The organism is Cognataquiflexum aquatile, assembly GCF_003316845.1.
In the GTDB taxonomy this organism is placed as follows: Bacteria; Bacteroidota; Bacteroidia; order Cytophagales; family Cyclobacteriaceae; genus Cognataquiflexum; species Cognataquiflexum aquatile.
Genome location: NZ_QMIK01000008.1, coordinates 12,209 through 24,448 on the forward strand (window position 1 = coordinate 12,209; position 12,240 = coordinate 24,448).

At 41.5% G+C, this 12,240-nt stretch carries 9 protein-coding genes; 5 read left to right on the top strand and 4 right to left on the bottom strand.

Features of this window, described 5'->3' with window-relative positions:
* Nucleotides 1-43: 43 nt before the first annotated feature.
* Nucleotides 44-553, bottom strand: a complete 510-nt coding sequence (locus tag DQW11_RS19575) for a hypothetical protein (RefSeq protein ID WP_113925818.1) — start codon at nt 551-553, stop codon at nt 44-46.
* Between the two features lie 139 nt (nt 554-692).
* On the opposite strand from DQW11_RS19575, the gene DQW11_RS19580 reads away from it, so the two are divergent.
* Together DQW11_RS19580 and DQW11_RS19585 are read left to right on the top strand one after the other, a co-directional pair.
* Complete coding sequence (locus DQW11_RS19580; RefSeq protein WP_113925819.1) at nt 693-2,153, top strand: IPT/TIG domain-containing protein; 1,461 nt, start codon at nt 693-695, stop codon at nt 2,151-2,153.
* A 10-nt stretch (nt 2,154-2,163) separates the two neighbouring features.
* The gene (locus tag DQW11_RS19585; protein WP_113925820.1) at nt 2,164-3,207 is read left to right on the top strand and encodes a DUF4249 domain-containing protein; all 1,044 of its coding nucleotides are present in this window, start codon (nt 2,164-2,166) and stop codon (nt 3,205-3,207) included.
* Nucleotides 3,208-3,289: 82 nt separating this feature from the next.
* Here DQW11_RS19585 and DQW11_RS19590 read toward each other — a convergent pair whose 3' ends face one another.
* From DQW11_RS19590 to gndA, 3 genes are all read right to left on the bottom strand, one after another.
* The gene (locus tag DQW11_RS19590) at nt 3,290-3,496 is read right to left on the bottom strand and encodes a DUF2191 domain-containing protein (protein WP_113925821.1); all 207 of its coding nucleotides are present in this window, start codon (nt 3,494-3,496) and stop codon (nt 3,290-3,292) included.
* A 175-nt stretch (nt 3,497-3,671) separates the two neighbouring features.
* Nucleotides 3,672-5,045 (bottom strand): amidohydrolase family protein, encoded by a 1,374-nt coding sequence (locus DQW11_RS19595; RefSeq protein WP_113925822.1) that lies wholly within the window; start codon nt 5,043-5,045, stop codon nt 3,672-3,674.
* A gap of 173 nt (nt 5,046-5,218) precedes the next feature.
* Nucleotides 5,219-7,153, bottom strand: coding sequence for an NADP-dependent phosphogluconate dehydrogenase (gene gndA, locus DQW11_RS19600; protein WP_113925823.1), 1,935 nt, complete (start codon nt 7,151-7,153; stop codon nt 5,219-5,221).
* Nucleotides 7,154-7,204: 51 nt separating this feature from the next.
* Between gndA and DQW11_RS19605 the strand changes: the two genes are divergently transcribed.
* The 3 genes from DQW11_RS19605 (at nt 7,205) to DQW11_RS19615 (ending at nt 12,228) form a co-directional block, all read left to right on the top strand.
* Complete coding sequence (locus tag DQW11_RS19605) at nt 7,205-8,662, top strand: DUF294 nucleotidyltransferase-like domain-containing protein (protein WP_113925824.1); 1,458 nt, start codon at nt 7,205-7,207, stop codon at nt 8,660-8,662.
* Nucleotides 8,663-8,928: 266 nt separating this feature from the next.
* Nucleotides 8,929-11,259: a PIG-L family deacetylase gene (locus DQW11_RS19610; RefSeq protein WP_113925825.1), complete on the top strand. Its 2,331-nt coding sequence runs from the start codon at nt 8,929-8,931 to the stop codon at nt 11,257-11,259.
* Between the two features lie 84 nt (nt 11,260-11,343).
* The gene (locus tag DQW11_RS19615; RefSeq protein WP_113925826.1) at nt 11,344-12,228 is read left to right on the top strand and encodes an ROK family protein; all 885 of its coding nucleotides are present in this window, start codon (nt 11,344-11,346) and stop codon (nt 12,226-12,228) included.
* Nucleotides 12,229-12,240: the final 12 nt, after the last annotated feature.

Sequence of the window (12,240 nt, forward strand, 5' to 3'; positions counted from 1 at the left end):
CATCCAAGGGGATTTAAGTGAAATTGGTTGGGAAGATACATTTTCAGGTAATATGGCAATATGGTAAACCACCTATATAATCCAAAACCCCACAAATAAATGTTCTACAATTAGTTGGGTATGGAATATAGGTACATCCATTGGCAGGCTGACAATTTGGACTGTCATGGTTGAATGGTTCATAACAAAATTGAGTTGAACTCAAATCACCTGCAATGTTTTCAAAATTAATATAAGAATAGGTTTCAAAAATTAAATCATCAGGATTAATTTTTAGATATTCCAAAACACGAAAGCCATTTTTGAAACCTGAAACTTGGTAGTAATATCCTGTTTCACTTGTATTAAATACATCTACCTTTTCCACCTCGGTGAAAATTGCAGAAAATTTACAAGCTAAATCCATGTATAAATTTTGGTTTTTAATTGTACCAAAATAACCTTCCAAATTTGTTAGACTTGGATCCATAACCTTTTCCGCTTTTGTAAATTCAACATTTGTAAAAAGGATTATACAAAAACATAATACAGATAAAAATTGCGTGTTTTTCATGTTTTTTAAGTTTTAAAGTTAACTCCCAACCAAACTAAATGTCTAAAATTTATTTAAGAAAAACAAGGTTGTAGTTTAAATTATTTTGACTATTTTTAAATTTCTGATAATTATTAAACTTTGAAATAATTCTTTCATCATGGTAAGAGGTTTTCCCCTATTGGTTTTGGTGGTATTGTTGCTTTCATGCAATGAAAAAGAAAATGTTCCCACCTTTGCCTTACTTACAGAGAACCCATTGGATATCAGCGGAGAGAGTGCCAAGTTGGTAGGGAGATTGATTACGAATGAAAAACTTCAAGTGGATGACCACGGGTTTTGGGTGGATACAAAACAGGAATTTTCAGATCCTTCGGTGGTTTCTCTAGGTGTCAGAAATGGTCCCGGTAGGTTTATAGGTGAAATCAGAAGTCTTGCTCCCGGCCGGATATATTATGTAAAATCTTTTACTCAATCAGGTGGAGATTTCTCCTTCGGCAATGTCATCCAATTGAATTCTTTGAGTCCGGGAATATATTCTTTTTCACCTCAATACGCATCTCCAGGGCAAATAATTGAAATATTGGGGTTGAACTTAGGGGCTGATACGAGGGTGTTTTTTGATGATACTGAAGCGGCCATTCAGGAAATTGTTTTGGAATCTTTGCTAAGAGTTACCATTCCGCCCATCCAGAATAATCCTTCTCCTTTTATCAAAGTTATCAGCAATGGGGTAGAATTGGTTTTTGATATTCCTTTTGAATATATGGTTGGGAAATTCCGCCCTATCAATTTTCCAGAAACTTTCAGGCTTAGTAATTCAGTGAGTTTTCAGGCCAATGGAAAAGTTTATGTCGGTTCAGGACAAAAATCTGAATTCGTTATCAATTCCGACTATTGGGAGTTTGATCCAATTACTGATAATTGGGAAAAGCTAGATTTAGGAATCAAACCCCATCTTTACGGTTTTGGGGTTAGCGGATATTTTGGAGGAGGTTCGGAGTCCATTCGCAGCAACAATCAATATACCTTTAACAAGGCTTTTTGGTTTTGGGATGGAAACGGGCTAATTAGAAAAGCAGATTTACCTTTTAAATCTATTAATAGTATAGCCTTTGAAAGCAATGGAAGGATTTATGTTTTGGGTGGGAGTCTCAAGGAATTTGAAACATCTTTATTTGAATATACTCCTGAAACGGATAGTTGGAAAATTGGAATTGATTTTCCCTTCCCTATTCAGAATAACTTGCCACATTATGTTTATAAGGATAAGTTCTATTTCATTACCGAACGGAAAGAACTCTATGAATTGGATCCCGAAACAGGAGAAAGAAATATTATCGGGACTTTTCCGGGAGCAAACATCAATGGATTTGGGACAGCGTCGGTTTCAGGAGACCGTGCAATCATCGGGTTTTATAAGCAGGAGGTTGAAATTTGGGAATTGGATTTGATACAGCTCAGGTGGAAAAGAAAAATCAATTTCCCCGGGGTATTTCTCGGTAACAACCTCGGGTTTTTTGCCCAAGACGGTTTGTTTTACTTATTAAGATCTACTGACCAGCCTTTGGCCATAAATGGCAGCATGGAATTTTGGGAATTTGATCCTGACGGTTTTTAATTTTTGAACCATGAGAAACTGGATATACCTATCATTGATCCTCCTGACTGCCTGTATCGAGCCTTATGCTGTAGAGGTGCCTGAGGGTGAGAGTATGCTGAGTGTGGAAGGCCACATCACCAATGGTCCCGGGCCACATACCATCAAAATCACCCGGACAGCTACTTACGGAAGTGTTTTTGTGGATTTTATCAGGCCTGTTATTTTGGCCACTGTAGCCGTAAAAGAAACTGAAACAGGGCTTGTTACCTTTTTGAAAGAAACCAGCCAAGGTATTTATGAAACACCTGACGGCTTCAGGGCAACAACAGGAAATTCTTACTCACTTAGAATAGTTACCTCAGAAGGGTCCGAATACATTTCTTTCCCTTCCAAATTGCATCCTGTTCCCATTATTGATTCTCTCAGTTATCGATCAATTATTATTCCTACTGAAAACAGGTTACAACCGAGATCAGGTTTGCAATTGGTTGCATTTTTTAATGACCCATCAGATATGCAGAATTATTATTATTGGAGGGTGAAAAATCCCATTTCTTCTGTTCAAACTTTTCCGGAATATTACCGACCTCCTTTTAGCCTACCCACGGATCCATTTCAACCTAAGCCTTGTTGTAAATTTTGTGATATCGCTGATTCCAACCTGATCAAGGCGCTTTTTCTGGCAGAGGACAGTAATTTCAACGGATTGAATACCGGACAGATAGCAGGTTTCATTGAGGATAACGGTTTCCGGTTATCATACAAATACAGGTTTGATTTTGAGCAGATGGCTATTTCGGAAGATACCTACAGGTTTTTGAGACTGATCAATCAACAAATGACCCTGACAGGAAGTGTGTTTGACCCTCCTCCGGCGAACATCAGGGGCAATATGGTTTGCCTCACCAATCCTGAAGAGACGGTATTGGGACATTTTTTTGCTGCGGGGGTTTCTGAAACGAAGATCAATCTCTCCGTAGAAGACTTGGATCTTTTTCAGATCCAAAGACCTTTCAATGATGACTGCAGGGTTTTGACCCAACCGGTGGCACCGAGGCCTGTGGATCCATAATGGATCACTAATTTCCTTCGGAAAAAAATTCCCATTAGGGTTGATTGCGGTTTTCAATCAAACGTATTAAATACAAAAGCTATCACAAGTTATTTTTCTTACGTAATTCTTTTGCTGAGTAATTAAATTCAAGTGGCTCCTGGAGAATAGAAAGGCTCAAATTTTTTAGCTTTTGGCTTGAAATGTAACCTTTTAAAACCATTTTCAAAGCTTCTGTAATGGTCTCTGCTTTGGTATATTCCAAAGCTTCTTTGATCAATTCGTTAGGTAAGATTACAGTAACTTTCATTTTAAAATAATTTTTGAATAAAAATACAATATGCCATCTTATCAAAAAATTGTAGTTCTATTTATTTCTATTTTCTTTTAAGTATCTGTTGCTCATTTGGTTTGAACTTCAAATTCAGCGGCTCCGCCACGGCGGACAGGCATGGACTGTTGACTATGGACTATGGACTTTTTTTTCACTTCCTCAAATTCTTTGTCTCTATCCTATTCAATTCCTGTTGGAGGACATTTTTTGGAATCCACTCGCCACGGACCATGACACCTTGGACGTTTTTGAGGTTGGACAGATTTTCCAATGGATTTCCTTCTACCAATACAAAATCCGCTGAGGCACCGGTTGCAATCACGCCAAATTGCCCCTCCCTTTCAAAATACTTTGCCACGTTAACAGATCCGGTTTTTAGGATTTCATAAGGATTCATCCCGGCATCCTGCATGGAAGAGATTTCATTGTGGATAGAAAATCCGGGAACGTTAAATACCTGTGGAGAATCTGAAGCCATGACCATCGGCACGCCGCCACGGTGCAGGGCCATCAGCATCGTCTTTCTGAATTCAAGATAGGGTTTGACATTTTCTTCCTTGAGCATCCCTTGGTTTTCGAGGAGTTTCTTTTGGTTGACCCACTGCTGTACCTGCAGGCCGGGCATGTATTTCATGTCTGATTCCAGGCGAAACTCATCAGCCGGAATGTATCCAAAGAAGCGCTCAAACAAAGTCAGCGTGGGTGCGATCCAAGCTTTTTTCTCCACAGATAACTTTACAAGATCAGGAATTTTTGACATGTCCGCATATTTCACGGCGAGCATGCTGAAGGATCCGGCTACTTGTGGATCAAGTTTGGACTTGTCAGCGACCAAAGCCTCGATATAGCCATCCATGTGTTCTACAGAACGATAACCATTGTTCAGGGAGTTGACCAAGCCGACGTCCAGGGAAATGTGTCCGCCAAATTTGATATCCACTTCCTTGGCGGTATTGGCAATGGCGAGGAACTTGGGCATATCCAATCCAGGGTGTAATTTGAGGTGGTCAAAACCTGCCGCTTTTTGGTCACGGACCATTTTGGCACCGCTTTCAGGGTCTGCGACAGAATTGCCGTTGAGCGATTGTCCTGCTGCAAAAATCCTCGGTCCGGTAATTTCACCGGAAGCTATTTTCTTTTTGAGTTCAAGGTGGGAATCATGGCCGATCATCCCGCGGACATTGAGGATTCCATTTGCTAAGTACAGCCACATGACGTCCTGCATATATGAAAAATCGCCATTTTCGGTTACAGGGATATGAGAATGCATTTCTGCCAAACCCGGAAAAGCATAAGCACCTTTGCCGTCGATCTTTTCCATTTTCTCAAACTTGCTCAAGTCCTTTTTGGGAAATATACCGACGATCTTATCACCCTTGATATGGATAAATTGGTCTTTGAGAACCTTGTCATTTCGCATGCTGATGACATGGACATTGGTGACTATAAATTCCTGTGCTTTTGACTGGAGGAATACCAATAAGGTCAAACAAAGGGTCAGGAAATATTTAAGGATGTTTTTCATGGTTTTATGAGAAAAAGATATTGGTGGATATTAAGATACTTTTTGATATTAACTCCTGCTTTCACCATTTTGAGGAATCGGTTACATGTTTTAGGTTCATTGCCATTGACTATCGACTATGGTCTATGGTCTGATCCATTAACCAAATAACCCATTAACCCTTAACCATATCCCTAATATCCAATCTCCATACTTCCCCCCTTGGGGATACTTCCTTTCCAATCCGAATGATGGAATGGCCCATTGGGATCGTCTCTACGCTGATAAGTGTGGGCACCAAAGTAATCCCTTTGTGCCTGAATCAGATTGGCTGATGAATCAGCAGTAATCCTTCCGTAGAAGTAATTGATGGCCGCTGACATGACCGGCAAGGAATAATTGTGCTGTAGCCCCAAGCCAACGATGTAAGAGAGGTCATACCGGAGTTCTTTGATCTTGGTTTTCATCTGTTTGGCTTTCAGCAGCGAACTGTTTTCCTTGTACAAAGCAACCATGTTTTCCATCAGCGTCGAACGGATAATACATCCATTGGTCCAAATCCGTGATATCTCACTCATATTGAGGTTCCAGTTTTCTGTCAGGGAGACCTGATTCATCAATTCAAATCCTACTTCGTGGTTGATGATGCGGGTGAGGGCGTAAGCGTTTTTGATTTTCTCAATCAGAATGACCTTGTCTTCTCCAAAAGCTCCGAATCGATGACCGAAAAAAGTAGCCAATTCTTCCCGCTCGTCTTTGTTGCCGGACAGCATCCTAGCGGTGACAGCTTCCGAAAGTGGGCTATAAGCGACATTGTATTTCAATGCGGTGGTCAAGGACCAAGAGCCTGTTCCCTTTTGTCCGGCTTTGTCCAACACCTGATCGAGCAGGAAGTTTTTCCCTTCCTTGGCAAGCAGGATGTCGGCGGTGATTTCGAGCAGGTAACTTTTCAGACCTTCATTGGTCCAGGATTTCAGTGTTCTTGAAATTTCGGGATAGGAGAGTTTCAGGCCAAACTTCATCAGGTGGACAGTTTCTGCCAAAGTCTGCATTTCACCGTATTCGATGCTGTTATGGACCATTTTGATAAAATGTCCCGCACCCGAATTGCCGATAAAGCTGACACATGGGGCGCCGTTATTGTCTTTGGCGGCTATTTTTTTGAGGTAAGGGGATACCAAGTCATAAGCTTCCTGATTTCCGCTTGGCATCAAAGACGGTCCTTTTCTAGCTCCTTCTTCCCCTCCGGAAACTCCCATCGGAATAAAATGGAAGCCTTTGGAATTTAGCTCTTCGTACCTTCTTTTCGAATCTTCAAAAAATGAATTTCCCCCGTCAATGATGATGTCTCCCGGCTCAAGCATCGGAAGTAATTGCGAGATCTGCATATCTATCGCATTGCCGGCAGGGATCATCAGGAGGATTTTCTTGGGTTTTTCGAGGGAAGAAATAAATTCCTCCAATTCATCAAAACCTTTCAGAAGTGGAAGATCCGAATTTTCTGTTGCAAATGTGGAAGCGATTTTTTCCTCTTTTCCTTCGACATGCCTGTTGTACACTGCCGTCGGGATTCCGTTGTCAGCAAGGTTGAGAGCAAGGCTTTTGCCCATTACTCCCATGCCTATGACGCCAAAGTGAAGTGATGGCATCTTGATTTCTTCTATTTTAAGAATTTCCCCAACCATTTCTTCAGGAGTTTTTGAGATATCAATCCGATGTCCATATTCGGGTTCCTCCCAAGTTTCCAATTGGGAATCCAATAGGCCGGGATTCATATAGTGGCCTTTTCGCAAGGAAAGCCTTTCGGTCAAAATATCTTTGCTGCCAATGAGGTGCAGCCATACTATCGAAGGGACTACTTGGAGAATTTGCCTGTAGTGTTCTCGCAGTGCCGAACAGGCGAGGATTCCGCCGCCAGCTGATTCCCATGTTTTGATATTATCAGCAAGGTGCTCGAGCCAAGGCTGTCGGTCGTGGTCGGTCAGGGGAATTCCCTGTGTCATCTTTTCCACATTGGCTTTGGGATGAAAGTCATCTGCATCAAAAAAAGGCAGCCGAAGTTTCTTGGCCAATAGGGAACCTAAAGTTGTTTTTCCGCTTCCCGAAACACCTGTTACAATAATTATCATAGCCGAAATTAAGAAATTTAATTATTTTCACCATGAAGAGTTTGGGAAGGAATGATAACCACAGCTGAAAATAATATTGACCACATCTACACCAAAAAAGTCGGAGACCTCCATTTCCGTAATTTATCGGTTTGTCCGGTCCATACCCCTGTTTTTGAAGTTGCCCGCTTGATGGCTAGAGATAAGATTTCCTGCTTTTTTATTGGAGATTCTCCCAATGAAATTATTGGATTTGTCACTGATATCACGCTCCGGGACAGGATTATCGCCGATAAGCTTTCTTTTGATACCCCTGTGGGAGAAATCATGGACAGGAATATCGTTTACATTCATGATTCAGCTTTCCTGTATGAAGCGCTTTTGATGATGTTCCGGACCAAGACGAGATACCTTTTGGTCAAAAACAAAGAAACATTTGTCGGCTGGATCAGCCGAAATAAAATCCTATCAGAGCAGGCGCAGGGCCCTTTTGTTTTTATCCAATCTGTGAAGCAGTCTATGGATACGGAAGAACTGAAGGAAAAGTGGGAGCAAGTTCCTCAAATTATCCATCAGCTGATCGATAAAGGGCTCAAATCACAGATCGTCAATCAGATTATTACCACCGTGGCGGACACGATCGCCCTGAGGATCATCGAAAATACCATCAGGGAAATAGGAGAACCCCCGGCCAAGTTTGTTTTTTTTGTGCTTGGCAGCGAGGGGCGGGCGGAACAAACCCTCAAAACAGATCAGGACAACGCCATCATCTATGAAGACAAGGCCAATGAACACCGCGAAATGGTCAGGGAATACTTTTTGGATTTTGCCGAAAGGGTTTCTTTTGCCTTGGATCAGGTCGGATTTGTATTTTGCAAAGGTGGATTTATGGCCAAAAACCCAAAATGGACGCATTCTCTTTCCCATTGGAAGCGGAATTATGAAAGCTGGATTCAGGAATCCACTCCCGAAACTGTCATGAAGTATTCGACTTTCTTCGACTGCAGGCCGATTTATGGGGAATTTGGATTGTTGGAGGATTTGAGGAAATTTATGGACCAACAGCTTGAAAATCCTTCCGAGAAGTTTTTTATCAATATGGGGACCAATGCACTTCAGTTTGAGCCGCCACTGACTTTTTTCAAAAACATAAAAACCTACAAGATTGATGGGGAGAAACATTTCAACATCAAAAAAACCATGACGCCTATCGTGGACCTTGTCCGCATATTTGCTTTGAAATACAGGATTTTTGAGACCAATACAGGAGACAGGATCAGGATGCTCGAGGAGCAAAAGATTTTTACCGACAAGGAAGCAAAGGAGATTTCCCATGCCTACTATTACCTAATGGGGATCAGGTTGGAAAAGCAGTCGTTACAGCTTATGGAAAACAAAAGCAATCCGACCAACCACGTCAGTACCGATGAGCTGACCAAAGTGCAGATGGTGACTTTGGTGGAAATATTCAAGGTGATCAAAGAATTTCAATTGAAAATCAAGATTGAATTTACTAAAAATATATTTTAGCAAAATTTGAATATCTTTTTTAAAATTTTTATAAAAGTCTATGATTTAACGTAAAAGTTTTTTTATTTTTGCATAAATAATTTCCCGGCTGTATTTAATTAAATTAAGTTGAATACAGAAGGTAATCCGAGCAAGCCTAAATATTTATTCTTCGCGAATGAATTGATGCCAAATTTAAATTGGTTTGTTTAGTTTGGTAATTGAAAAAATTGCGTCACTCCATTTGTCATATATTTCTAAAAAGTCCGAAACAAAAAAACAGTCCTATGCTTAGCAAATACCCGCTTTCAGAAGTAGAAAAAGCTTTCCAAAGAGAATCCGGTGTCGATAAGATAAGTACGCTGATTCCCTATCTTTTGGTGGATAATTTCCCAAAATTAGGGCTTATCACTGCGTGTAGATTTTTGGAATGGGTTTCTGAAAATCCCAAGGGAGTCATCAGTTTGCCAACAGGCAAAACCCCGGAATATTTCATCAAATGGACACAATACCTTTTGGAGAATTGGGACACCAAAAAGGGAAAAGAAACCAGAGAAAAACATGGACTTGGGGCCGTCAAAAAACCTTATCTCAAGGATTTGACTTTTGTGCAGATAGATGAGTTTTATCCGATTTCTTCCAAGCAGAAAAACAGTTTTTTTGACTACGTCAATAAATTTTACCTCGAAGGTTTCGGTCTGAGCAAAGAAAAGGCAATCCTGATCAATTCGGATGAGATTCCTTTAGCCGGAGGGAAACATTTCAAGGAAGTTTTCCCTGATCTGAAAGTGGATCTTTCCTTGAGATTCCGTGACCCGATAAACAACTTAGAAAAAATCCAACAAGAATCGATTTACAAAATCGACCATTGGTGTGGGCAATATGAGCAGAAAATCAGGGATGCAGGCGGAATCGGATTCTTTTTGGGCGGCATCGGGCCGGATGGCCACATTGCCTTCAATACCCGCGGTTCGCATCTTTTTTCGACGACAAGGCTGACAGAAACCAACTTTGAAACCCAAGCGGTAGCAGCAGGGGATTTGGGAGGGATAGAAGTATCGGCCAATAGGCTGGTCATCACCATTGGTCTGGATACGATTGTGTTCAATCCCGATGCAGTTGGGATCATCATTGCTGCCGGTGAAGCTAAAGCACAGATTGTCAAAGATTCCCTGGAGACTCCATTGGACAATGTCTACCCGGCCACAGTACTACAAAAACTGAAAAACGGACGCTTTTATCTTACCAAAGGGGCGGCGGTAAAGTTGACGGATTCTGTGGACGCCTATTACCGTCAAGGCGAATGGACTTGGGAAAAAACAGAAAGGGCCATCGTTGACCTTTGTAAAAAAATCAAGAAATATGGTCACCGTCTCAAAATGGAGGACCTGAAAGCCGATAAATATACCGCCATGATTCCGGGATTGTCCGAGGAAACGGTCAATCAGGTAATGGAAAGTACCATTGCCAAACTTACCCGTGGCATCACGCAGGAGCGGGATGAAGTTTTGCTCCATACAGGACCTCACCATGATGATATCTCATTGGGTATTTTGCCTCATATCACCAACCAATTGCATGAATACAGCAATGAGGCACACTTCTCTGTCTTGACATCAGGATTTACAGCGGTCACCAATACTTTTGTGATCGATACCCTTCTCCAGACCAAAAAACTTTTGGATGAAGGAAAAATCCAGATGGTCAAATTTGAGGATTTCTTTGATGTTGGTTACAAACTGAAAACTGATAAAGATGTCTACCATTTTCTGACCAATGTGGCTTCGGAGGATTTGGATGAAAGGATCAGGGGACTTTGCCACAGGGTAGTGCGTGCTGTAGTCGATGTGTTTGAAGTCAAGTCGGCGGCCAAGTTGAGAGAAACCATCAACGACATCATCAGTATCCTCAGGAATTCCTATGACGGAGAAAAAAATCCGGCCAAAATCCAGAAACTCAAAGGAATGATCAGGGAATTTGAAGAGGAACTTGTTTGGGCTCATTTTGGAGTTCAGGTGAAAAACGTGCACCATTTGAGATTGGGATTCTACACCGGCGACATTTTTACAGAGCAGCCTGACAAAAAAAGGGACGTTATTCCGATTGTTGAATTGTTCAGAAAGGTCAATCCGACCAAAATCAGTCTGACCCTTGATCCTGAAGGTTCGGGTCCTGACACGCACTATAAAGTCCTTCAAGCCACTGCAGAGGCTGTCAGACAATGGGGTGAGGAAAAAGACCTGAGCAAGTTGAGAATCATCGGCTATAGAAATGTGTGGTTCAAATTTGAGCCGCATGAAGCAAATGTAATCGTGCCGGTTTCCTTGGGCGACATGTCGGTGATGGAAGATTCTTTCTCCAACTGTTACCTCAGCCAAGTGAATGCTTCTTTCCCGAGTTACTCACACAACGGTAAATTTTCTACTGTTGCCAAGCGTACATGGGTTGGACAACTTGACGATATTCAGCTACTTTTGGGGAAAAATTATTTTTACCTTCATGAAACAGCAAAAGTCAGATCCAGTCATGGGCTGATCTTTTTCAAAGATATGAATGTGGAAGAGTTTTTGGCCCATGCCCGGGAACTTGAAAAGTCCATTGAGGGTATGCTTGATTAATCGCTAGCAAACCAATATTTTGGAAAAAGGAGAATGAATGAATCATTCTTCTTTTTCTGTTTAAAGCTTAAAAACCTTAGACCTATGCTGAAAACCGAAAAACCTATTCTTGGACTTGACATTGGAGGCACCAACATCAAAGCAGGAGTTCTTGTTGGTTCTGAATTGATAGATATCCGCACCATTGCTACTCCCTCTCAGGAAAGCCAGGATTTTATCCTGGAAACAATCGCGGAATTGATTTCTTCTTACAGCCATCATGATTTTTATGCCATTGGAATAGGGATTCCGGGATTGATCAACACAGATCTGGGACTTGTGCTCAACCTTGAGAACATCCCTTCCTTCAGGAGGGTACATCTAAGGGATTTTTTGGAACAAAGATTTTCAAAACCGGTGTATATAAATAATGACGCCAATTGCTTTGCCTTGGGCGAATACAAATTTGGGGCAGCGGGAGTTTACAAGCATGTGGTGGGAATTACTCTCGGTACCGGCCTTGGGGCAGGAATCATTGCCAACGGCCATTTGTATTGTGGATTCAATTGTGCGGCAGGAGAATGGTGCTCAGCACCTTACCTCGATCAGGACTTTGAGTTTTATTGCAGCAGCAAATTTTTTAATGCCAAATATGGCTCGAAAGCCAAAACTTTGTCCAAAAAAGCCAAAGAAGGCGATCCTGAAGCAATCAGGGCTTATGCGGAATTTGGACACCATTTAGGTGAACTGATCAAAAATATCCTGTACACTTTAGCACCTCAGGCCATAGTTTTGGGAGGTTCGATCCGAAAGGCTTTTCCATATTTTCAGGAAAGTATGATGGCCAATATTGCTACATTCAAATATCCCTCAGTGAGTCAGAACCTTAAAATTTTGATTTCTGATCTGGATGAAACTGCCATTCATGGTGCAGTCGCCTTGGTGGACGAATATGCCGCACAAGTCGAGCCTGTTGCCAAAGCGTCCTGACGGCGTGACAAC